General features: G+C 65.3%; 20 protein-coding genes. 19 read left to right on the top strand and 1 reads right to left on the bottom strand.

Translation table 11 applies throughout. From position 1 onward, the window contains the following. Nucleotides 1-40 precede the first annotated feature (40 nt). On the bottom strand, nucleotides 41-1,081 hold the full coding sequence (locus FZ029_RS31165) for an AraC family transcriptional regulator (protein ID WP_149273914.1): 1,041 nt from the start codon (nucleotides 1,079-1,081) through the stop codon (nucleotides 41-43). 437 nt (nucleotides 1,082-1,518) lie between these two features. Here FZ029_RS31165 and FZ029_RS31170 point away from each other — a divergent pair, with 437 nt between their 5' ends. The 19 genes from FZ029_RS31170 (at nucleotide 1,519) to FZ029_RS31260 (ending at nucleotide 23,228) form a co-directional block, all read left to right on the top strand. After that, nucleotides 1,519-2,079 (top strand): cytochrome b, encoded by a 561-nt coding sequence (locus FZ029_RS31170; protein ID WP_211104267.1) that lies wholly within the window; start codon nucleotides 1,519-1,521, stop codon nucleotides 2,077-2,079. A gap of 355 nt (nucleotides 2,080-2,434) precedes the next feature. Then, nucleotides 2,435-3,955: an aldehyde dehydrogenase family protein gene (locus FZ029_RS31175; RefSeq protein WP_149273916.1), complete on the top strand. Its 1,521-nt coding sequence runs from the start codon at nucleotides 2,435-2,437 to the stop codon at nucleotides 3,953-3,955. 162 nt (nucleotides 3,956-4,117) lie between these two features. After that, a complete protein-coding gene (locus FZ029_RS31180) occupies nucleotides 4,118-5,560 on the top strand; it encodes an APC family permease (protein ID WP_149273918.1) in 1,443 nt (480 codons plus the stop codon). 90 nt (nucleotides 5,561-5,650) lie between these two features. Further along, complete coding sequence (locus FZ029_RS31185; RefSeq protein ID WP_188052135.1) at nucleotides 5,651-7,036, top strand: alginate export family protein; 1,386 nt, start codon at nucleotides 5,651-5,653, stop codon at nucleotides 7,034-7,036. A gap of 119 nt (nucleotides 7,037-7,155) precedes the next feature. Further along, nucleotides 7,156-8,439, top strand: a complete 1,284-nt coding sequence (locus tag FZ029_RS31190; RefSeq protein WP_247892585.1) for a methyl-accepting chemotaxis protein — start codon at nucleotides 7,156-7,158, stop codon at nucleotides 8,437-8,439. Nucleotides 8,440-8,569: 130 nt separating this feature from the next. Next, nucleotides 8,570-10,129 (top strand): acetolactate synthase large subunit, encoded by a 1,560-nt coding sequence (locus FZ029_RS31195; protein WP_149273922.1) that lies wholly within the window; start codon nucleotides 8,570-8,572, stop codon nucleotides 10,127-10,129. A gap of 118 nt (nucleotides 10,130-10,247) precedes the next feature. Then, nucleotides 10,248-11,042, top strand: coding sequence for an SDR family oxidoreductase (locus FZ029_RS31200; protein WP_149273923.1), 795 nt, complete (start codon nucleotides 10,248-10,250; stop codon nucleotides 11,040-11,042). Nucleotides 11,043-11,067: 25 nt separating this feature from the next. Then, nucleotides 11,068-12,105, top strand: a complete 1,038-nt coding sequence (locus FZ029_RS31205) for a glycosyl hydrolase (RefSeq protein ID WP_149273925.1) — start codon at nucleotides 11,068-11,070, stop codon at nucleotides 12,103-12,105. A gap of 16 nt (nucleotides 12,106-12,121) precedes the next feature. Beyond that, nucleotides 12,122-12,613 (top strand): VOC family protein, encoded by a 492-nt coding sequence (locus FZ029_RS31210; RefSeq protein ID WP_149273927.1) that lies wholly within the window; start codon nucleotides 12,122-12,124, stop codon nucleotides 12,611-12,613. A gap of 54 nt (nucleotides 12,614-12,667) precedes the next feature. After that, the gene (locus tag FZ029_RS31215; RefSeq protein WP_149273929.1) at nucleotides 12,668-13,270 is read left to right on the top strand and encodes an amino acid synthesis family protein; all 603 of its coding nucleotides are present in this window, start codon (nucleotides 12,668-12,670) and stop codon (nucleotides 13,268-13,270) included. Between the two features lies 1 nt (nucleotide 13,271). Then, nucleotides 13,272-14,114, top strand: a complete 843-nt coding sequence (locus FZ029_RS31220; protein WP_211104268.1) for an alpha/beta hydrolase — start codon at nucleotides 13,272-13,274, stop codon at nucleotides 14,112-14,114. Nucleotides 14,115-14,201: 87 nt separating this feature from the next. Next, nucleotides 14,202-14,498 carry an NIPSNAP family protein gene (locus FZ029_RS31225; protein ID WP_149273930.1) on the top strand — a complete coding sequence of 99 codons (297 nt, stop codon included), beginning with the start codon at nucleotides 14,202-14,204 and terminating at the stop codon, nucleotides 14,496-14,498. Nucleotides 14,499-14,526: 28 nt separating this feature from the next. Next, complete coding sequence (locus FZ029_RS31230) at nucleotides 14,527-16,260, top strand: bifunctional 3-(3-hydroxy-phenyl)propionate/3-hydroxycinnamic acid hydroxylase (RefSeq protein WP_149273932.1); 1,734 nt, start codon at nucleotides 14,527-14,529, stop codon at nucleotides 16,258-16,260. Between the two features lie 38 nt (nucleotides 16,261-16,298). Beyond that, nucleotides 16,299-17,726 carry an NAD-dependent succinate-semialdehyde dehydrogenase gene (locus FZ029_RS31235; protein WP_149273934.1) on the top strand — a complete coding sequence of 476 codons (1,428 nt, stop codon included), beginning with the start codon at nucleotides 16,299-16,301 and terminating at the stop codon, nucleotides 17,724-17,726. 63 nt (nucleotides 17,727-17,789) lie between these two features. Continuing rightward, nucleotides 17,790-19,247: an NADP-dependent succinate-semialdehyde dehydrogenase gene (gabD, locus tag FZ029_RS31240; protein WP_149273936.1), complete on the top strand. Its 1,458-nt coding sequence runs from the start codon at nucleotides 17,790-17,792 to the stop codon at nucleotides 19,245-19,247. A gap of 148 nt (nucleotides 19,248-19,395) precedes the next feature. Then, on the top strand, nucleotides 19,396-20,493 hold the full coding sequence (locus FZ029_RS31245) for an ABC transporter substrate-binding protein (protein WP_247892586.1): 1,098 nt from the start codon (nucleotides 19,396-19,398) through the stop codon (nucleotides 20,491-20,493). Nucleotides 20,494-20,565: 72 nt separating this feature from the next. Continuing rightward, entirely contained in the window at nucleotides 20,566-21,441 is an 876-nt protein-coding gene (locus tag FZ029_RS31250) for a branched-chain amino acid ABC transporter permease (RefSeq protein ID WP_149273940.1), read from the top strand. A 3-nt stretch (nucleotides 21,442-21,444) separates the two neighbouring features. Then, the gene (locus FZ029_RS31255; RefSeq protein WP_149273942.1) at nucleotides 21,445-22,470 is read left to right on the top strand and encodes a branched-chain amino acid ABC transporter permease; all 1,026 of its coding nucleotides are present in this window, start codon (nucleotides 21,445-21,447) and stop codon (nucleotides 22,468-22,470) included. Then, nucleotides 22,464-23,228, top strand: coding sequence for an ABC transporter ATP-binding protein (locus FZ029_RS31260; protein ID WP_149273944.1), 765 nt, complete (start codon nucleotides 22,464-22,466; stop codon nucleotides 23,226-23,228). The genes FZ029_RS31255 and FZ029_RS31260 overlap by 7 nt, the downstream gene beginning before the upstream one ends.

Consider the following 23,228-nt stretch of genomic DNA (forward strand, 5'->3'; position numbering starts at 1 on the left):
TCCCGTGCCCGCAATCAAAGAACCAACGTCGCCTTCCGGGTCAGGTGGGGCTGTCACCGTTGCGGGTCGCCTTGCGGTAGGCCGAGGGCGTCATCCCGAACCAGCGGCGGCAGGCACGGGTGAAGCATGCGGCATCCGCATAGCCCAGGATATGAGCGACTTCGGTGATCGAAAGGTCCGACGCCGCCAGATAATTCTCCGCCAGCGCCCGTCTCTTGTCCTGCTTGATGGTGGAGAAGTTCTCGCCACCCTTGCGCAGCGCGCGTTGAAAGGTGCGCAACGACATTCCCGAGGTACGCGCCGCGTCCTGCGCCGCCAACTGGCCGTCACCCGGAAAATGATCCGAAACCAGCCGGCGCACATCGTCGTTCAGCGACCGCGCCGCCGCCTTTCGGCTGTTCAGCATCTCCAGATAATGCTCGACGATGGGGCTGACGCGCCGATCGATCATGTTGCCGCGAACCGCCAGATCGCTGGCCGGAAAGACCAACTCGTTGGCCGCCTGGTCGAAATAGAGCGGCGCGCCGAACAGCGCCTGATGTCCTTGAAGGTTCGCCGGAGCCGCATGTTCGAAATGTACCTCGAGCGGACGCCAGGTCGGGCCTACGAAGGCGCGCGTCATCTGCACCAGCATCGCCATGGAAAACTCGGCATCCTGGCGCTTCCGCGGAATGCGTGAATCCTCGATCCGGTAGCGGAAGATGCAGTTGTCGCCATCGCGAACCACACAGCTGGTGGTGCCCTGCTGCGCCAGCCAGATATAATCGATGAAGCCCTTGTATGCCGCCCCGAGCGTCGTGGCGCTCATGAACAGAAGCCCGATCGGGCCGAGCGCGAACGGAGAAATGTCACGGGCGACGAACAGCCCGAAATTCGGATCACCGACATGGACCGCCGCCGCTTCGAACGCGGACACATAGCTGCGCAGGGGAATTTCCCGATAAGGCTCGCGCGGTGTTTCCTCCGACAGTCCGAAACTGCTGAGCAGGGTGTCGGGCGTTCGCCCCTTCCGCTTCAGGCCGTCGATCAGGCACTGAGTCACGATTGCCCAAAGCTTAGGCTCTTTTCCGGTGCTTGCCATCGTTGCTTCGTTAACAGCCAAAATCACACGGCGCTGGCGTCTATTGTCAATATTTTGTCGTCTTTTATCAAGCCCTCATCGTTTGTATGATAAAAGATTATCGACAAGACGGTCTGTTCAAAAGGAGATCATCAGTTCAACCTGAGAGTTTGAAAAACCATCGGCAGACCGATCGAAAGTTAAGCTCACAAAGCCAATAATCCCATCGGTAAAAATTCTATCAATGCACTTGGAATTTGGTCGCCTCTAATACGGATTGCCAATCGTATAAGAATATATTTCTTTAGCATGCTGAAAACCGAAGGTTGATCGATTGTCAGTTATTTGAAAATCCTGCTTTCCTTCTTGTAAGCGCCAGCAATTTCCTCGCTGCTGCGCCAGGGTCTTTCAATTTCTTCCTTCAAGAAAGCCAAGCAACGAAAATCCGGAGATAGCTCATGGGAACGTCGATGAGCAGTCGGCATGAACGCTATTCATTGCCAATGCGTCTTCTGCATTGGCTCCGTGCCGTACTTATACTTGGTTTAATCACGGTTGGTTGGATCATGGTGTCCCTGGCCGACGAAGTACCGTCGAAATATGAGGTGCTTTACCCAACGCACAAGGAATTTGGCGTTCTGCTATTCCTGGTGGCCGTGGTGCACATGATCATACGGGCGAATTCCAACCTCCCTAAGCCGGCTCCTGGGCTGGCACCGTGGGAGGTTTTCCTGTCACGCAACATCCAGCGGATCATCATGGCGCTGACCCTAATCGTTCCGCTGCTCGGCTACAGCATGTCCAGCTCCTACACCCAAAGCGACGGCGTGCCGTTCTTTTTCACAATGCTCCCGGAACTGTTGCCGAAGAATGACGGAAACTTCGAGATATTCCAGTGGCTGCACAAAATTCTCGCCTTTACGTTGCTTGGCCTGGTTGCCGTTCATGTCCTTGGCGCGCTCAAGCACCGGCTGATCGACCGCGATCCGGACAAGGACGCACTGCGGCGTATGCTTTAAAAACTGGAAAACCAGCCCCGCGCAATCGGACGGGGACTGCCCCCACTGCGGCCGCCGTCTTTTTGTGCCCATCCTCCCCTCATCCCTCACCGCCCCTGCCATTAAAAGCCGTCTCCTTTCGAATTTCGAGCCTCTTACTCCTGTGCCCAAATTTTGCTCACTCCGCGAAAATCCCGATAACTGCTCGAAAAACAGCCTGGGTACCCGCGCGTTTGTCGCTGAAAGTCAAAAACATGGCATGCATGGTCAAGCCTGCCACAGGCAAAAGCGGAATGATCATCGACAAGCCGATCTATCGGCATGACAGAAAATCTGTCAGCAAAACAAAAACTCCCATACAGTGAGCGATAGAGTCATGACTCAAGAGAGACGCACCGAAACACCGGCAATCCGCCTGCTACCCGAGGTGGACGCATTTCTGAAGCGGAAGCACGGCCTGATTGTTGGCGATGGACGACCGTCCGCCGCATCCTCGGCCACCATGGCTGTGATGGACCCAGCCACCGGAACGGCGGTTTCCAATGTCGCCGCCGGCACGGCCGACGACGTCGATGTCGCCGTCCGTGCCGCGCGCAGCGCGCTGGAAGGACCGTGGTCGTCGCTGACGCCGTCGGAGCGTCAGAGGCTGCTTCATCGTCTTGCCGATCTGATCGAGCGGAATGGGGAAGAGCTGGCCCAGCTCGAAACCATCAACAACGGCAAGTCGATCCACATGTCGCGGGCGCTGGAAGTCGGCGGTGCGGTGGAATTCCTGCGCTATATGGCCGGCTGGGCGACCCGGCTGGAAGGTTCCACGCTCAATCTTTCGACCCGTGCCCCAGGTGCGGCCCGTTACCATGCCTATACGGTGCGCGAGCCGGTTGGTGTCGTCGGCGCGATCATCCCGTGGAATTTCCCGCTCGGCATGGCAATCTGGAAGATCGGTCCGGCGCTCGCCTGCGGCTGCACCGTGGTGCTGAAACCTGCCGACGAAACCCCGCTGACCGCCCTGCGGCTGGGCGAACTGTGCCTGGAGGCCGGAATTCCTCCCGGTGTCGTCAATGTGGTCACCGGCACCGGCCCCGAGGCGGGCGCGGCGCTCGCCGCTCATCCCGGCATCGACAAGATCGCCTTTACCGGATCGACGGAGGTCGGCAAGCGTGTCGGCTTGGCCGCGGTATCGCGCATGGCCCGCTTCTCGCTGGAACTCGGCGGCAAGTCGCCGATGATCATGTTCCCGGACATGGACTCGGAGTTGACCGGGCTGGCCGCCAATCTCGGCGTCTTCTTCAACCAGGGCCAGGTCTGCGCCTGCGGTTCGCGCATCTATGCCCATGCCAGCATCTTCGACCGGGTGGTCGCCGACATCGCCGGCATGGCGCGGTCGCTGAAGATGGGCAGCGGACTCGACCCGGACAGCCAGATCAACCCGCTGGTTTCCGCCAAGCAGCAGAACCGCGTGCTGGGCTTCGTCGAACGCGCGCTGGAGGATGGCGCCGAGGCGCTGTCGGGGGCGGCGGCGGGTGACGGCCCCGGCTATTTCGTCAAGCCGACGCTGCTGGTCAACGCCGGCGATACTATGGAGATCGTCCGCGAGGAGGTGTTCGGACCGGTGGTGGTGGCCATGCCCTTCAAGGATATGGACGACGTGATTGCCCGCGCGAATGACACCCGCTATGGCTTGGCTGCCTCGGTGTGGACGCGCGACATAGCCACCGCGCATGCCGCTGTGGCGCGCCTCAAGGCCGGCACCGTATGGGTGAACACCCACAACGTGCTCGACGCCTCCATGCCGTTCGGCGGCTTCAAGGAATCCGGCATCGGCCGCGAACATGGCGCCGAAGTGCTCAACAACTATCTGGAAACCAAGTCGGTGTGCGTCGCATTGCCGGCCTGAGGGCAACGGAACGCAAATCGCGTCACCGCTCGGAATGCCTTTCAAATTGGCGGTGCCACATGCACGCCCGCCCCAAATCGCGCACGGATAAATCCAATATCGCCGTGGCCCATATCGTGCAGAAAGAGAATGCCACGCGCATGAACAGAGGCAGGACCTATCATGAATACGGGAGACACAGCACCCGCCGGGTCTGAGCGCCTGGCCAAGAATTCGGTCGGTGTCACGGAAATCGTGTTCTTCGTCGTCGCCGCCGCCGCGCCGCTGACCGCGGTGGTCGGGGCGTCGCCGCCGGCCTTCGCCTTCGGCAACGGCGCCGGCGTGCCCGGAGCCTTCCTGCTGGCCGGGCTGCTCTACATCATCTTCGCAGCGGGCTTCACCGCCATGAGCCGCCATGTCGGCGGGGCCGGCGCCTTCTACACCTACATCTCGCAGGGCATCGGCAAGCCGGCCGGCGTCGGCGGCGCGCTGATGGCGCTTCTGACCTACAGCGCCATCCAGATCGCCATCTACGCGCTGTTCGGCGTGTACACCTCCGCGGCGCTGACCCCGCTCGGCGTCACACTGCCCTGGTGGGCCTATTCCTATATGGCCCTGGTCGTCGTGATGCTGTGCGGACGACGCAACATCGCCTTTTCCGGCGCCATTCTCGGCGTCTGCATGATCGCCGAAATCGCCATTCTGCTTCTGCTCGACATCGGCATCCTGCTGAAGGGCGGCGGAACGGAGGGAATGAGCCTGACCTCCTTCTCACCGGCCGTCGTGTTCGGTCCGGGCGTCGGCGTGGCTTTCGTCTTCGTCATCGGATCCTTCGTCGGCTTCGAGGCGACCGCGATTTTCGGCGAGGAAGCGAAGAACCCGGAAAAGACCATTCCGCGCGCCACCTATGTCGCGGTCATCCTGATCACCCTGTTCTACGCCTTCTCGACCTGGACGATCGTTCAGTTTTACGGACCGTCGCAGGTACAGGCCGCGGCGAATTCCAACCTGGCGGCCTTCTACTTCGCTGCGGCCGACAGCGTCCTCGGTGTCTGGTCGAGCCAAGCCATGAATGCGCTGCTGATCACCAGCCTGTTCGCCTGCCTGCTCTCCTTCCACAACACGCTCAACCGCTATTTCTTCGCCCTCGGCCGCGAAGGGCTGGCCATGAAGATCCTCGGTACCGTGCATGAGCGGCATGGCTCGCCCCATGTGGCCGGCGTGTTCCAGAGCCTGTCCGCTGCAGCCGTCCTCGGCATCTTCGTGGTTCTGAATTCCGACCCCTATACGCTGATCTTCTCTTGGATGTCGGCTCTCGCGGTGCTCGGCATTCTGGCCGTCCAGATCCTGGTCTGCGTCGCCATCATCTCCTACTTCCGCAAGTGCAGCCATTCCCACAGTGGCTGGACCACCACGGTTGCGCCGATCGTCTCCATGCTGGGTTTGCTTTGCGCCTTCGTTCTGGTGGTGAACAATCTTTCGATGCTGGCCGGCGCCGAGAACCTGATCATCGACTCCTTCCCGGTCATCGTCATCGCCGTCGGTCTGCTGGGGGCGGCCTTCGCCACCCACATCCGTCGTCGCAAGCCGGAACTCTACGCCAACCTCGGCCGGGTCTTCGAATAATCCCGGCCGGTTGCTCCAAACGCGAATGCCCGGCCCAAGCCGGGCACGCGCTCTAAAAAAGAAAACCAGAAGAACATGGAGGCTCTTGCAATGTCCGATGCGCAAATTTTTGCGCCACCGATCGGTGCGCCCACAATCCGGCGCCTTCTTCTCGGCGCGGTCTGGGGATTCGCACTCACGGCCACCACCGCCCATGCCGACGTGACGGTCTTCGACAAGGATGGGTTGACCTTCGAAGCCGGCCTGACCGCCGGGGCCGGTGTCTTCCATGTCGGCAACGCCAATCTCGGAGCCGGCGTCGCCAAGCCGGGCGGCGGCATCGACAGGAACCGCAACTGGACCGAAGGCTTCATCGCACCCAGCGGCAAGCTGACCTATTCCACCGAAGCGGCCGGAGCCTTTTACGGCGGCGCCCGCATCGTTGGGGCGGGAACCGCCGGCGACGGCGACGCTGGCGGCATCGCGCAGGGTCGCCAGGGGCGTTTCACCCTCGACCATCTTTATGCCGGCTGGCGATCCGGGACGCTGTTTTCGGCGCTGGGGGAGAACGCCATCGACATCAGCGCCGGACGCCAGCCCTTCAACATCGGCGATGGGTTTCTCATCAATGACGGAAATGCCGACGGACCGAAGGAAGGCGCCTACTGGCTCGCGCCCCGCAACGGCTGGGGACCGTCGAGCGTGGTCGCACGGGTCGACGTCAAGCCCTTCCATGCCGACGTCTTCCGGCTGAAGAGCGATTCCAACAGCTCCTCCGACGTCATATACGGCACCAATCTGGAATGGCACAGCGGTCCCGACGGCAAGAACGTCGTCGGCGGCAGCCTGCTGAAGGTAAGCGATTCAAAGCTGCCGACCCGCGACGGCATGCGGGTCTACAGCCTGCGCGCACAGGGTGCGTTCATCCCCGGCGTTCCGGATCTCTTCCTGGCGGGGGAATTCACCAAGGAACGCAACAGCCGGTCGGTGGCGGAGGTCGATGCCAACGCTTGGTACGGCGAGGCCAACTACACACTGTCTCAGGTCGGCTGGACGCCGAAATTCGGCTATCGCTACAGCCATTTCAGCGGCGACAAGCCGGGAACCGCCGCCAGCGAAGCCTTCGACCCGCTGCATTACGGCGCTGGCATTCGCGGTTGGGGCACCTGGTTCCAGGGTGAAATCGCCGGCCAGTATTTCTTTCCAATCATGAACACCAATGTGAACGTCCACCAGCTCCAGGCTTCCATCCAGCCCTTGGATACGGTGACGCTGACCGCGCTCTACTACATCTTCGACTTCGACCGCAAGCCGGTGGGCATCGCCTCCGACCGGGTCGGCAAGGAGGTCAATTTCGTGGTCGACTGGCAGGCGACCGAGAATTTGAGCGTCAGCGGCGGCGTCGGCCAGTTCAATGCCGACAGCGGAGGCAAGCAACTGCTGGGCGGCACCAAAAACTCGACGGTCGCCGAAATCTTCCTGCTGGCGCGCTTCTGACCGACCCCGTTCGAACCGCCCCTCACTGAACTGAGCCGCGCATCACTTCCATCCAAGCGGTGCGCGGCATTTTTCTTTTGTCTTTCGGGTGGAAGGAGAGAGCAGGAATGTTCGATGCGATGACCGGCGGCCAGCCGGGAGGGTGGAGGTTTCGCCGGCGTCTTGTCAGGCACATCTTCGATTCATCGCCCGACGGCTACATGCTGCTGCACAACAACGTGATCGTGGATTGCAACGACGCGGCCGTCCGCATGTTCGGCTGTGGCGGACGGGAAGAGCTTGTCGGCCACACCACGGACGATTTCGATCCCGAACGCCAACCGGATGGCCGGATGTCGGCGGATGTCGGCGGCGAAATCGTGGAGGCGGCGGAACGCGACGGGCATCACCGCTTCGAATGGCAGCATCGGCGCAAGGACGGAACGCTTTTCCACGTCTCCGTTACCCTGATGGTCTGCACCATCGGCGGCTACCGCGTGCATCTGTGCTTCTGGCAGGACATCGACGCGCTGGTGGCGGCACGCGACGCGGAGCAGCGGAACCAGCAGGCTTTTGCCGAGGTGCTGCGCCGCCTTTCCGATGAGTTCAGCACCAACGTTCGCCTCGTCGAAGGGCATTTGACCGATGCGGCCCGCAAGGCGGCGGAGGATGCCCGGCGCACCTGCGAACTGGTCTCGGATGCCAGCGATGCCGCGCGCTCCGGCGCCGCGGCGGTCGGCACCGCACACAGCGCTGCGGACGGCATATCGGCCGCCGCCGCCGAAGTCTCGGCGTCGATCACCGAAATCAGCCGCCAATTGTCGGCGGGCCTTGTGGCGGCGGAACGTTCGGGAAGCGAAGCCGATGCCGCCATGGCGATCATGACACGCCTCGACGACGCCACCCGGCGGATCGAGGGCATCGTCGCGCTGATCCATCGCATCGCCTCCCAGACCAATCTGCTGGCGCTGAACGCCACCATCGAGGCCGCCCGCGCCGGCGAGGCGGGGCGCGGATTCTCGGTCGTGGCGAATGAGGTCAAGACCCTGGCGAACCAGACCGCGAAAGCCACCGACGACATCACGGCGGAGGTGAGCCGGATCCAGGCGGTCGCTCAGGATGCCCTTGCCGCGACCGGCACCATCTCCGAAACCATTTCCCAGCTCGGCGACGTGATGACCGCGATTGCCGCGGCCATTGAGGAACAGCGCGCCGCCACCGCCGAAATCGCCCGCGGCATCGATCATGTCGCCGACCGGACCGCGGCGGCGACCGGGCGCCTTTCCCAATGCGTGGACTCCGCCCTCTCCGCCAACCACGCCGCAGGCGAACTGCAGCGGGAGATCGGCGATGTCAACGCGAAGGCCGACGCTCTGGGCCGTCATGCCGAGCGTTTCATGCACTCCATCGGCGGCGCGGCCTGATGCGGGACGTCTAATTTTTCGGCCAAAAATCCATATTTTGATAAAACAGCATTTTTTTCTCGGTTTGTCGCATTTTTCTGTTGGCAAAATGCCGCAGTTTGATAAACTAACAATCATAAGGAGAACGCACATGACCGGAGCCGAGGTTATGCTCGCCGCGTTGCGGGCAAAGGGGGTGTCGGTTTGCTTCGCCAATCCCGGCACCACCGAACTGGACGTGGTGAGGGCTTTCGAAACAGCACCCGAACTGCGCTGCGTCGTTGGTCTTCAGGAAAATGTCTGCACCGGCGCGGCCGATGGATATGGCCGCATGCTGGAGCGCCCGGCGGCGACGCTGCTGCATCTGGGTCCGGGCTTCGCCAACGGCATCGCCAACCTGCACAACGCACGCCGCGCACGCACGCCGATCGTCAACATCATCGGCGATCACACCAGCTGGCACCTTCCTTATGACGCCCCGCTGACGTCCGACATCGAATCCCTCGCCTGGCCGGTTTCGGGCTGGGTCCACCGGATAGCCGGCACGGCGGATATCGCCTTGGCGACGATGGAGGCGGTGGACCGCACGCGCAACAATGGCGGCCAGGGAACCACCCTGATCTTTCCCGCCGATTTCCAGATGGCCCCCTGCGACGCGGGCGCGCCGGACGGCGCATCGCCCGCCGGCAGGGATGAATCCGTCGAGGAGGATGCGCCTTTCGACGCGGCGGCGGCGGCCGATCGGTTGAAATCCGCCGGACGCATCCTGTTCCTGCTCGGCGGCGGCGGACCGGAGAGCGGCCTGGGCGCACGGGCGCAACGGGCGGCGGCACGGCTCTGCGCCATCTTGCCGGCACATGCCTATGCGGAAACCTTCCCGTCGCGCTCCGAGCGTGGGGTTGGACTGCCGGGCTTCGACCGCCTGCCCTATTTCCCCGAACCCGCCCGCAAGGCGCTGGATCCGGCGGATCTGGTGGTTCTGGTCGGTGCGCTGCCTCCGATCACCTATTTCGGTTATGAGGGGCATGACAGCCGGATGGTCGGCGATGAACGGCTGCTGACCCTGTGCCTGCCCGGCGAGAATGCCGCCGAGCGGCTGGAGGCGATTGCCGACGCCCTGAACGCACCGGCCTATACGGCGGCACCCGTCGATCTTCCCGCGGTCCCCGAAGGCTCGCTGACACCGGCGGGCATCGCCGCCGTGCTGGCGCGCGAACTGCCGGACGACGCCATCGTGTCGGTGGAAGGCGGCACCTGCGGCTATCCCTTCTACGCCGCTTCGGCGGGTGCGCGGCCACACACCGCGCTGACCAACACCGGCGGCGCCATCGGCCAGGGCCTGCCGGTCGCGATGGGGGCTGCGGTCGCCTGTCCCGACCGCAAGGTGGTCGCCCTGCTGTCCGACGGCAGCACGCAATACACCGTCCAGACGCTGTGGTCGCTGGCCCACGAGGGGCTGGACGTGGTGGTTCTGATCGCCGCCAACCACCAATACGCCATCCTGCGCAACGAGTTGCGGCGCGGCGGTGCCGCGTTGAGCGCGCAGGCGGAGGCGATGACCAGCCTCGACAATCCCCGCATCGACTGGGTGCAGCTGGCGCAGGCCTATGGCGTGTCCGCCAGCCGGGCGGCGACGACGGACGAATTGAGCGAGCAACTGAAGAACGCATTCGTGGTCAAGGGCCCCGCCCTGATCGAAATGGCGCTCTGACCGGCATTTCCGGCCCGAACCCTGCGGCCGGCACCCTCTGACCGGCCATCAACGGAATTGACGCCTTGACGGCCCGCGCAGTCCGCGGGGAGGCGGAGCTTTACCCAAAGGATCGATTATGGATTTGTCTCTCAAGGGAAAGGTCGCCGTGGTGACCGGCGGCAGCATGGGCATCGGACGCGCAATCACGGAAGCCCTGGCGGCGGAGGGTGTGCGGGTCGCCATCGTGGCGCGCAGCGCCGGCCCGCTGGAGGAAACCGCCCGCGCGATCACCGAGAAAACCGGCGTCGAGATTCTGGCGGCCCCCGCCGACGTGAGCGACACCGCCCAGGTCACCGCCATGATGGACCGCGTCGCCGCGCATTTCGGCCGCATCGACATCCTGGTGAACGGTGCCGCCCATCCCGGCGGCCTGGTCCGCAGCCAGATCGAGGAGGCCGATCCCGAAGGCCTGCTGAAGGACATCGACATCAAGGTGGTCGGCTACATGCGCTGCGCCAAGGCGGCGGCGGCGCACATGAAGGCCGGCGGCTATGGCCGGATCATCAACATCGGCGGCTTGACCGGGCGCGGCAGCAAGCAACTGTCGGGGATGCGCAACGTGGCGATCTGCCACATGACCAAGGCGCTGTCGGACCAGCTCGGCCCGCACGGGATCACGGTGAATGTCATCCATCCCGGCGTGGTGGAGACGCCGCACATCCATGAGCTTTATGCCAAGGAAGCGAAACTGCAGGGCCTGACCCCGGCCGAGGTGGAGGCGAACTACGCCAAGGTGACGCCGATCCGCCGCGTTCTTCAGCCGAACGAGATCGCCGACGTCGCGCTGTTCCTGGCGTCGCCACGGGCGGCAGCCATCACCGGGGAATCGATCGCCGTCGATGGCGGCATCACCCGCGGCATCTTCCTGTAATCGACGGAATCTCTGGGAGGAAGTGATGAAGGGAACCATACTGGTCGGAACCGCCGGTCAAGGCATCCTGCGCAGCGCTGACAACGGCGCCACCTGGCATCGCCTCGGCCTGAAGGAGGCCATCGAGTTCGACGGCACCGTCCGCTCGCTCGCCGTCGATCCCGCGCAACCGGCGCGGATTCTCGCCGGTGCCGATGTCGGCATGTGCCTCAGCACCGACGGCGGGGCGCATTTCCGGCTGGTCGACTCACCGATGAACGGCATGGCGGTGTGGGCGATCGCCTTCGACCCGCAGAATCCGAAGATGGTCTATGCCGGAACGGGCGCTCCGTCGCGTGGCCGCATGTTCCGCTCCCGCGACGGCGGAGAGAGCTGGACCGATCTCGGCGTCGAGCTGCCGGAATTCTGCGCCGGCGTCCACCGCCCGCGCATCCTCACCATCTGCGTCAATCCGGTGAACGGAAACGAGGTGTGGTTCGGGGTGGAGGAAGGCGGTGCCTGGCGCAGCGACGATGCCGGCGACAGCTGGACGCGCATCGACACGCCGGAAAGCACCATCAGCAATTCCGACATCCATTCCATCGCCGTTCTGCCGCCGGCCCGCCCGGAGCCGGTCAAGCATCTCATCCTCACCGTCAATTCGGTCTATGAGAGCGGCGACGGCGGGCGCAGCTGGAAGGGAACCGCGTCGAAGGAACGTTTCGACGCGATGTACTATACCCGCACGATCCAGCTGGTCAGCGACAACGGCAACGAACTGCTGCTCGCCATCGGCGACGGCACGCCGGGCACGCGGACGGCCATCTACCGCTCGGAGGACCGTGGAGTCACCTGGGCGCGCACGCTGATCCACACGCCGCCGAACTCCACCGTCTGGGCCTTCGGCGCCCATGCCTCGGACCGCTCGCTGGTGTTTGCCGGGACCAAATACGGGCATCTGCTGCGCTCCACCGACGGCGGCCGCAGCTGGTACAAGGAATGGCGCGACTTCAGCGAGATCACCGCGGTCGCCTGGACCCCCCATGTCGCGCCCGTCTCGGCCCATCCCCAATCCATCAATTGACCGGGAGGACGCGACCATGACCGGCGCTTCCGACGATGTGAAACCGCGCATCCGGCGCACGCATCTCGCTCTCTACGTCAAGAACCCGTTCGAAACGGCCGCCTGGTACAAGGACGTTTTGAACATGGTCGAAACCGCCCGCGGCAAGCAATGGGTGTTTCTGTCCTTCGGGCGCAAGCACCATGACATCGCGCTGATCCAGGCCGATCCCGACACGCTGCCCCCGGCGCCATCGGAACTGCGCGGGCCGATCAACATGCAGCATTACGGCCTGGAGATCGAAGGGGATATGGACGAGCTGCGCCGCCTCTACGGCATGCTGCTGCGCAAGAACATCCCCATCGTCAAGATCACCGACCACAAGGTCGGCATCGGCCTCTATTTCACCGACCCGGACGGCCACCGCTTCGAATTCTTCCTGGAGACGGTGCATGGCGACGAGGAAGGGAAGGATGTGCTGAACCGGCACAACGCCCCCAGCGAACCCTTCACCCTGACACCGCTTTGACGCCGCCTTGATACCCAGGCGTTTCCAACCGTCCCATCGAGGAGCAGTTTTCCCATGAAAGCCCCGAATTTCGGCGCCTATCACATCCGCAAATGGTTCCTTCAGATCGACGACACGCTGGCGACCGAAAGCGGCAAGCCGGCCGACGGCGAGATGCTGCGCAAGATCGTCATCGCCGCCTGCATCCACAACCCCTATGCCGGCCGGTATGAGGAGGATCTGAGCGCCTGGATCGACGCCTCGCCCGAACTGGGCCGCGAATTCGGCCGGCGTATCCAGGAGGCCGCCGCCGGTCAGACCATCGAAAGCTACGGCAAAGCCATTCTGGTTGGCATCGACGGCGATTACGAGCATGGCAACGCGCTGCTGACCAACCCCGCCGCCAACCCGATCCGCGACGCGCTCGGCGGCGGCAAGTCCTGGGTGCCGTCCACCGGCAAGCGCGGCGTGCCGGGCACGGTGCTGGACATCCCGTTGGCCCACAAGGATGCGCTCTATGTGCGCTCGCATTACGACACGGTCAGCGTCAGCTTCAACGATGCCCCCAACCGTGACGAGGTTCTGGTCTGCTGGGCCTTCGCCACACGCGGCCGGCTGCATGCCCGTCTCGGCGGCCTGAAGGCGTCCGATGTCAAGGGCCAGGACGGGTTGGTCTGACATGGCGATGGAGCGTCGCGATCTGACGGTGCCGCATGCGGGCCTGCGGTTCCATGTGATCGAATGGGGACCTGCGGACGCCCGGCCGGTCGTGATGCTCCATGGCATCCGCGGCTTCGCGGAAACCTTCGCCGGGGTGGCGGACGCCCTGCAGCCGGAGTTCCGCGTGATCGCCTACGACCAGCGCGGGCGGGGCGAAACCGACTGGGATCCGCAGCGGAACTACTACACCGACACCTATGTAGGCGATCTGCTGGCCATCGCCGACGCGCTGGGGTTGGCGAGATTCGATCTGCTCGGGCATTCGATGGGCGGCATCAACGCCATCGTATTCGCCGCCCTCCATCCCGAGCGGCTGCGCCGGTTGATCATCGAGGACGCCGGTCCCGGCGCCTTCGAAGCCAGTCCGGGCGCCGCCCGCATCCGGCGGGAGATGACCGGGACGCCGGCCAGCTTTGCAGATTGGGAGGCCGCCAGCCTCTTCATGCGCAACCTGCGCCCGACGGTGACGGAAGAGGCGCGGCAGCAGCGGCTGCGCAGCATGCTGAAGCCGGTGCCCGGCGGTGGCTTCACCTGGCGCTACGACCACGCCGGCATCACGGCGACCCGGCTCGATCCCGATCCGGCGCGCCTGGTCGATCTGCGGCCGCATGTCGGCGCACTGACTTGCCCGACGCTGGTGGTCCGCGGCGGACGCTCGGACTATCTGCAGCCGGAAAAGGTCGAGGCCATGCGCGCCCTGAATCCGGCCCTGACCGACGCGGTGATTCCAGACGCGGGGCATTACGTCCACGACGACCAGCCGGCCGCATTCAACCGCGTGGTCCGCGACTTTCTTCTGTGAACCCCGCCGGAACCGAGTTCCGACACAAGCGGCCAGAACCAAACGGCAAGAGCCGAGCGGCCGCAAACGCCAGGGGAGTGACGCATCATGATCATCGAAATGCGCAGCTACACGCTGACGCCCGGCGGCGTCCGGGAATATCTGCGCCTCTACAACGAAATGGGACGCGCGGTTCAGGGCGAGATTCTCGGCGACCTCGTGGCGCTGATGCAGCCGGAAAGCGGCGATCTCAACCAGCTCGTCTTCCTGTGGCGCTACGAGAGCTATGACGAGCGGGTCCGCCGCCGCCGGATCCTGATGGAGGACGAGCGCTTCACCGCCTTCCGCAAGGCGGTCCGCCCCCTGATGGTCAGCCAGCACAGCCGTCTGCTGACCGCGGTGTGATCCCCAGCTTTCCGCAGAGGGCCGCAAGATGACCGATACCCCATCCGCAAACATCGCAGTGCCCGTCCTGATCGTCGGGGCCGGGCCAGTCGGCGTGACCGTCGCCAACCTGCTGGGCACCTACGGCGTGGAAACGCTGCTGATCGACCGCAGCCCGGAAATTCTCAACTACCCGCGCGCCGTCGGCCTCGACGACGAAGCCTTGCGGACCTTCCAGTCCTGCGGCCTCGCCGAACTCATGCTGCGCGACATGATCCAGAATGTGCCGATGCGCCTATATACGGCGGACCGGCAATGCTGCGCCGAGATCCTGCCGCGGACGCGGGAATATGGCTGGTTCCGGCGCAATCTCTTCTCCCAGCCTCTCGGCGAGACGACCCTGCGCAACGGTCTGAAGCGCTTCCCCCATGTCACGCTCCAGCCCGGCGTAGAGCTGGAAACGCTCGCCCAGACCGATGCGGGCGTAACCGCCACGCTGCGCGATGCCGACGGTGGACGCCGCACCATCCGCGCCGATTATCTGGTGGCGTCTGACGGCGCCCGCAGCACGGTGCGCGAGTTGCTGAAGGTTCCCTATCTCGGCCAGACCCATCCGCACAAATGGGCGGTGATCGAGTGCGACGCCGACCCGCTCGACGCCCCCTATACTGCCCTGCATTGCGAACCGCGCCGCCCCTATGTCTGCCTGCGCCTGCCCTATGGGCTGCGCCGCTGGGAATTCATGATGTTCCCCGGCGAGGATGACGCGCAGATCCTCGCTCCCGACAAGGTGCGCGAGCTGCTGCGCGGCCATGTCGCCGATCCCGACAGGCTGAACATCGTACGGGCGCGGGTCTACACCCACAATTCGCGTGTAGCGGAATCCTTCGTCGTCGGCCGGGTCTGCCTTGCCGGAGACACCGCGCACATCACGCCGCCCTGGATCGGCCAGGGGCTGAATGCCGGGCTGCGCGACGCCTACAACCTCGCCTGGAAGCTGGCCTGGATTCTTCAGGGCCGCCTGAAGCCCGAGCTGCTGCAAAGCTACCATGACGAACGCCACGCCCATGCCAAGGCGATGATCGACCTCGCCGATCAGTTCGGAGCGGTTCTGTCGATGCGCAATCCGGCGCTGGCATGGCTGCGCGACCGCTTCCTGATGGCGATCCGCCGCCTGCCGCCGGTCCGCGACTATGTGTTGCAGATGCGCTTCAAGCCGATGCCGCGCTTCGCCAAGGGCGTGGTGGTCAACAGCGGCGATCCGGCGCGCGATGCGCTGGTCGGGCGGATGTTCATCCAGCCGAACGTGGAAACCGCCGATGGCGGAGTCCGCAAGCTCGACGACCTGGTCGGCTCGCGCTTCGCGCTGATCGGTTGGCGCTGCGATCCGCTGGCATCCGCCCCGGCGGAGCTGCTGGCGCAGTTGGAGCGGCTGGGATGCGACCGCTATTTCGGCGTCCGGTCCCGCTGCGGCGACGGCGAAAGCGGTCTGCCCGCAGGGCCGTCCCCGGCGATGTCCTCTGCGACAACGAATGCGGTCACGGTTCTGCAGGACGTGGATAACGATCTTCAGGCCTGGTTCGGGCCGCAGGGGATCGATTGGGTTCTGATCCGGCCCGACCGCTTCGTCGCCGCCGCCGGGCGGCGGGACGACGCGGCCGGACAGTTGAGCCGCTTCTGCACCATGGCGCTGCCCGACTCGGAGGCGCCATCGGCCGCCGCGTCCACCGTCCCGCGGTTTCCGCAGCCGCAAGCCACCGTGACGGCCGCGGCTGTCCGCTGACCGCTTCCAAGACGCCGCCAGACCGGAGGAGTTTCCGCTTGTACACGCCACTTTTCGCCTGCATCGACGGCAAATTCCTGAGCGCCGACCAGCGCGACGGCCAGGATGTGCGCGATCCCGCGACCGGCGCTCTGCTCGGCCGCCTGCCCTGGACGACCGCCGCCGACCTCGACGCCGCTCTGGCGGCGGCCCAGCGCGCTTTCGAACGCTGGCGGGACAGCTCCCCGGTCGAACGCTCCGCAATTCTCCGCCGCGCCGCCGATCTGACACGGGAACGGGCGGAGGAGATCGGGCGCGCCATCACCCTGGACAATGGCAAGCCGCTTGCCGACGCGGTGGCCGAGGTGATCAACGGGGCCGAGTTTCTGGACTGGCATGCCGAGGAGTGCCGCCGGATCTATGGGCGCGTGGTGCCGGCGCGCGATCCGTCGATCCGGCAGCTGGTGACGCGGGAGCCGGTCGGCGTCTGCGCCGCCTTCAGCCCATGGAACTTTCCGTTCGGCCAGGCGATCAAGAAAGTCGCCGCCGCCGTCGGTGCCGGCTGCGCGATGGTCCTCAAGGGACCGGAGGAATCGCCCAGCGCGGTCGTCGCTCTCGCCCGGATCATGCATGACGCCGGTCTGCCGCCGGGTGTCCTCAACATCGTCTGGGGCGCTCCGGCCGAGGTGTCCCGGCATCTGATCCAGTCGCCCATCGTGCGCAAGCTGTCCTTTACCGGATCCGTGCCGGTGGGCAAGCAGCTGGCCGCAATGGCCGGCGCCCATATGAAGCGGATGAGCATGGAGCTGGGCGGCCACGCGCCGGTGCTGGTCTTCGCCGACGCCGATGTCGAGCAGGCCGCCGACGCGCTGGCCAACCGCAAACTGCGGAACGCCGGCCAGACCTGCATCAGCCCGTCGCGCTTCTACGTGCAGGCCTCGGTCTATGACCGCTTCGTCTCCCGCTTCACCCAGGCGGTCGAGGCGGTCAAAGTCGGTCATGGGCTGGACGACGGCGTGCAGATGGGGCCGCTGATCCACGACCGCCGCCTGAACGCGGTGCATGACCTCGTCGAGGATGCCGTCGGCCAGGGCGGCGAGCTGGTGACCGGCGGCCGCAGGCTGGGCGATGCCGGCCATTTCTACGCGCCGACCATCGTCGCCGGCCTGCCGGATTCCGCCAGGCTGATGACGGAGGAGCCTTTCGGGCCGGTCGCCGCCATCGTGCCCTTCACCGGCTTCGACGAGGCCGTCGCGCGGGCCAACAGCCTTCCCTACGGTCTGGCCGCCTATGTCTTCACCGGCGCACTGAAGACCGCCAACGCCGCCGCCCGCGCCCTGGAGGCCGGCATGGTCAACATCAACCATTTCGGCATGGCGTTTCCGGAACTTCCCTTCGGCGGAATCAAGGACAGCGGCATCGGCAGCGAAGGCGGTACCGAAACCTTCGACAGCTACCTCGTCATCAAGATGATCACCGAGATGTGAACCGCCGCCGGCCCGCCATCGGGACCGGCCCATTCCGCACCCGTCATTCCCGTCAGGATCGCCATGCTGTCTTTGAAGAACCCCGATCTTCTGCGCCGAGACGCGCTGATCGACGGCCGCTGGATCGCCGCACCGACCCCGGAGGCGGTGATCGTCGTCACCAATCCCGCCACCGGCGAAAGGCTGGGCGCCGTGCCGCGTCTGGGCGCCGAGGAAACGCGTGAGGCGATCCGCGCCGCCAACCGCGCCTGGCCGGCATGGCGCGCCCTGACCGCCAAGCAGCGCTCCGCCATCCTGCGCCGCTGGTTCGAGCTGATCCTGGAGAACCAGGAGGATCTCGCCCGCATCATGACCGCGGAGCAGGGCAAGCCGCTGGCCGAGGCGCGCGGCGAGATCGCCTATGCCGCCTCCTTCATCGAATGGTTCGCCGAAGAAGGCAAGCGGGTCTATGGCGACACCATCCCGGCGCCGGTCGCCGGACAGCGCATCGTCGTCACCAAGGAGCCGGTCGGCGTCTGCGCCGCCATCACGCCCTGGAACTTCCCCGCGGCGATGATCACCCGCAAGGCCGGTCCGGCGCTGGCCGCTGGCTGCACCATGGTGGTCAAACCGGCTTCGCAGACCCCACTCAGTGCGCTGGCGCTGGCCCGGCTCGGCGAGCAGGCGGGCATTCCGGCGGGGGTGCTGTCCGTGGTCACCGGCCCGGCGGGCGAGATCGGCACCGTCCTGGCCACCGACCCGCTGGTCCGCAAGCTCAGTTTCACCGGCTCCACCGAGGTCGGGCGCCTACTGATGGGCCAGACCGCCTCGACGATCAAGAAGGTGTCGATGGAGCTTGGCGGCAACGCGCCGTTCATCGTGTTCGACGATGCGGATCTCGACGCCGCCGTCGAAGGCGCCTTGCTGTCCAAATTCCGCAATGCCGGCCAGACCTGCGTCTGCGCCAACCGCATCTATGTCCAGGACGGGGTTTATGACGATTTCGCCGAACGGCTGGCCCGCCGCGTCGCGGCGTTCGCCGTCGGCGACGGCGCTGCCGACGGCGTTCAGATCGGCCCGCTGATCGACGGGCGGGCGGTGGCGAAGGTCGAGGAGCAGATCGCCGATGCCCTGGCCAAGGGCGCCACGCTGCGCACCGGCGGCAGGCGCCATGCGTTGGGCGGCAGCTTCTTCGAGCCGACCGTGCTGTGCGGCGTGACGGCCGACATGATTGTCGCTCGCGAAGAAACCTTCGGGCCGATGGCGCCGTTGTTCCGCTTCACCGGCGAGGAAGACGTCGTCGCCATGGCCAACGACACCGAATTCGGTCTGGCCAGCTATTTTTACGCCCGCGACCTGGGCCGCGTCTGGCGCGTCGCCGAGCGGCTGGAATACGGCATGGTCGGCGTCAACACCGGCCTGATTTCGAACGAGGTCGCTCCCTTCGGCGGCGTCAAGCAGTCGGGTCTGGGACGCGAAGGCTCGCACTACGGCATCGAGGATTACCTCACCGTCAAATACATCAACATGGTCGCCGCCTGACCCCCGCCGCCCGGCCGACAGCCAATTCGGCCGGACTCCAACCCGGCCGGCGGACGGCCCTTTCGCCGAACAGGACGATTGAAAGGAAACAGTCATGGGTTTTCGCGGAAAGCTGTTGGGTTTAGCCTGCGCTCTCGGGGTCGGTGCAATGGCCGTTCAGGCCTTGGCTGCAGAGCCGATCAAGGTCGGCGCCGTCCTGTCCTTGACGGGCGGAGCGGCGATGCTCGGCGATCCGGAACTGAAGACACTGCAGCTCTATGTCGACGAGACCAACAAGGCCGGCGGCGTGCTCGGCCGACCGGTCGAGCTGATCCAGTATGACGACGGCAGCGAGCCGGGCAAGGCCAACGGCTTGGTGAAACGCCTGATCGATTCCGACAAGGTCGACATGCTGATCGGCGGCTCCACCACCGGCGCCAGCATGGCGATGTATCCGATGATTGAGCGGGCCGGGATCCCGTTCATTTCGCTGTCCGGCGCCCTGGTGATCGCCGAGCCGGTCAAGAAATGGATGTTCAAGATCTCGCACCACGACCGGATGGTGGGCGAGCGGATCATGACCGACATGAAGGCCAAGGGCTACCGTTCCATCGGCATGCTGTCGGACACCAGCGGCTTCGGCCAGTCGGCGAGCAAGGAGATGCTGGAGGTCGCCGACAAGGTCGGCATCAAGGTGGTTGCCCACGAGACATTCAATCCGAAGGACACCGACGTCACCGCACAGCTCACCAACATCAAGAACACCGCGGGCGTGCAGGCGCTCTTCGTGGTCAGCTTCGGCCAGGGAGCCGTCGTGGCGACCAAGAACATCGCCCAGCTCGGCATCAAGCTGCCGCATTACGAAACCTCCGGCGTCGCAACGCAGGACTATATCGCGCTGTCCGGCCCGGCTGCCGAGGGTGTCCGCCTGCCGGCCCCGGCCCTGATGGTCGCCGGTGAACTGCCGGACGGCGATCCGCAGAAGGAGGTTTCCATTTCCTACGCCGAGACCTATCAGGCGCGATACCAGTCGGGCGCCTCGCCATTCGGCGCATACGCCCGTGACGCTTGGTTCCTGTGGACGGACGCGGTGAAGCGCGCCGGCACGGTCGACAAGAGCAAGGTACGCGACGCCATCGAGGCCACCAGCAATCTGGCGGGCACCTGCGGCATCGTGACGATGAGTGCCAAGGATCACCTCGGCCTCGACATCGCGGCGCTCAAGATGGTGATGGTCAAAAACGGCAAATTCACCCTCGCCGACTGACCCGGACATCGCCCGTCCGTTTTCCGGACCCCGCCGCCCGCGCTCCATCGCCCGAAGGGGGAAACCGTCATCATGCTTTCCGAACTGCTGCAATTCTCGCTGTCGGGGATGACCCTCGGCGCGACCTACGCCCTGGCGGCGCTTGGCTTTTCGATGATCTACAATGCCAGCGGCGTCATCAACTTCGCCCAGGGCGAATTCATCATGATCGGTGGCATGGCGGCGTCCTTCCTGGTCGCTGCCGGGCTGCCGCTGCCGCTGGCCTGCCTCGCCGCGGTGGCGATTGCCGGCCTCATCGGCGGTGTCGTCGAACGGCTCACCATCGCGCCGGCGCGGACTGCCGACGTCGCCAGCATCGTCATCATCACCATCGGCGTGTCGATGATCCTGCGCGGCCTGACCGAAATCCTGCTCGGCAAATCGGCCCATGCGCTGCCCGCCTTCTCCGGCGATGATCCCATCGCCGTTCTCGGCGCCACCTTCCTGCCGCAAAGCGTCTGGGTGCTGGGCGTCGGCGGGCTGATCGTGGTCGGGCTGCGGCTGTTCTTCGGCCACACCCGCATCGGCAAGGGGGTGCTGGCCACCGCCCATGACCGGCTGGCGGCACAGCTGGTCGGCATCGACGTGCGCCGGGTCCTGACACTCAGCTTCGCTCTGTCGGCGGCGACGGGCGCCGTGGGCGGCGTTCTCGTCACGCCGATCTCCACCGTGTCCTTCGACACCGGCGTCATGCTCGGGCTGAAGGGCTTCGTCGCAGCAACGCTCGGCGGGCTCGGCAGCGGTGCCGGCGCGGTGCTCGGCGGACTGTCGCTCGGCCTGATCGAGGCGATGACCGCCGGTTACGTCTCGTCCTCCTACAAGGACGCGGTGCCCTTCATTCTGATCTTCGTCGTTCTCGTGCTGCGCCCGCAAGGGATGCTCGGCGCCAAGCCCACCGATCGGATCTGACCCATGACGATTGTTGACGACCTCGGGTCCGGCACGCGCGGGCGCTGGATCGGCCTGGCCTTGCTGGCCAGCACGGTCACGCTCCTCCCGTTCCTCCTGCCCAATGCCTATTACGTCGATGTGGCGATCCGCATCGCTATCCTGGCAATCAACGGCATCGCGCTCAATCTGCTGATGGGCTACACCGGGCAGATCAGCCTCGGCCATGCCGGCTTCTTCGGCCTCGGCGCCTATGGATCCGCCGTGTTGACGGCGCGGGCCGGCTGGCCGCCGGGCGCGGCGCTGGCGGTATCGGCGCTCGGCACCGCCGTGCTCGCCTGGCTCGTCGCGCGCGTGGTCCTGCGCCTTCGCGGCCATTACCTCGCCATGGCGACACTGGGCTTCGGCATCATCGTCTCCATCGTGCTGACCAACGAGTCCAACTGGACCGGCGGTCCGGACGGCATGCCGGTCGATCCCTTCTCGCTGTTCGGCTTCGCACCGGCGGACGAGCGGCAATGGTGCTGGCTGTTCGGTGGGCTGCTGCTCGCCACGGTCGTTCTGGCGCAGAACCTGATCGACTCTCCGGCCGGGCGGGCACTACAGGCGCTGCGCGGGTCGGAGACGGCGGCTTCCGTCGCCGGCATCGACGTGCGCGCCAGAAAGACCGGCGTCTTCGTGCTGTCGGCGACGGTCTCCTCGGCCTTGGGAAGCCTGAGCGCCCATTATTCCGGCTACATCAATCCGGGGGTCGCCGGGCTGATGCCGTCGGTGGAGCTGGTGATCGTCGTGGTGCTCGGCGGCATGGCGTCCGTCTACGGCTCGCTGTTCGGCGCGGTGATTGTCGGCCTGCTGCCACAACTGCTCGCCGGTTACGAAGGATGGGACTCGGTGCTGTTCGGCGTGATCATGGTGGTCACGATGATCTTCCTGCCCGCGGGTGTGGTGCCGAGCCTTGCCGCAAGGATGCGCGCCGGAAGCGCACCGCCGCCCGGCAGCAAGGCCGACCGCGGAGCCGATGCGAATGCCAAGGGAGAGCCGGCATGCTGACGATCGCCAATCTCTCCAAATCCTTCGGCGGGTTGCATGCGGTCCAAGAGGTCAGCTTCCACGTCCCGAAGGGCTGCGTCTATTCGGTGATCGGTCCCAACGGTGCCGGCAAGACCACGCTGTTCAATCTGATCTCCGGTCTCTACACGCCGACGGCAGGGTCGATCCGCTTCGAAGACGCCGAGATTGCCGGCCTGCCGCCGGAGGCGCTCGCCCGCCTCGGCCTGAGCCGCACCTTCCAGAATCTGCAGATCTGCCGCAACCTGTCGGCCATCGAGAATGTGATGGTCGGCGCGAACCTCTCGCTGAACGGCAGCATGTTCGCGGCGATGCTGCGCTGGCCTGGGCTGGCGCGTGCGGATCGGGCCTGCCGCAAGCGTGCGGCGGAGCTGATGGAACGGGTTGGCTGTGGCGCTTATCTCCGCGCCGACGCGGCGGCCATGCCCTACGGTGCGCTGAAGCGGCTGGAGATCGCGCGGGCGTTGGCTTCCAACCCCCGCATCCTGTTCCTGGACGAACCGGCGGCCGGGCTGAACCACACGGAAACCCACGAGATCGAAACGCTGATCGCCGATATCGCACGGGACGGGCTGACCGTCGTGGTGGTGGAGCATGACATGAAGCTGGTGATGAACGTATCGGATCGAATCCTTGTGCTGAACTACGGCCGCAAGCTGGCCGAAGGGACACCGGAGGAGATCCGCCACGACGCCGAGGTCATCGCCGCCTATCTTGGCGACGACGCGCAGGAGGGCTGA

This window comes from Azospirillum sp. Sh1, assembly GCF_008365135.1.
Classification (GTDB): Bacteria; Pseudomonadota; Alphaproteobacteria; order Azospirillales; family Azospirillaceae; genus Azospirillum; species Azospirillum oryzae.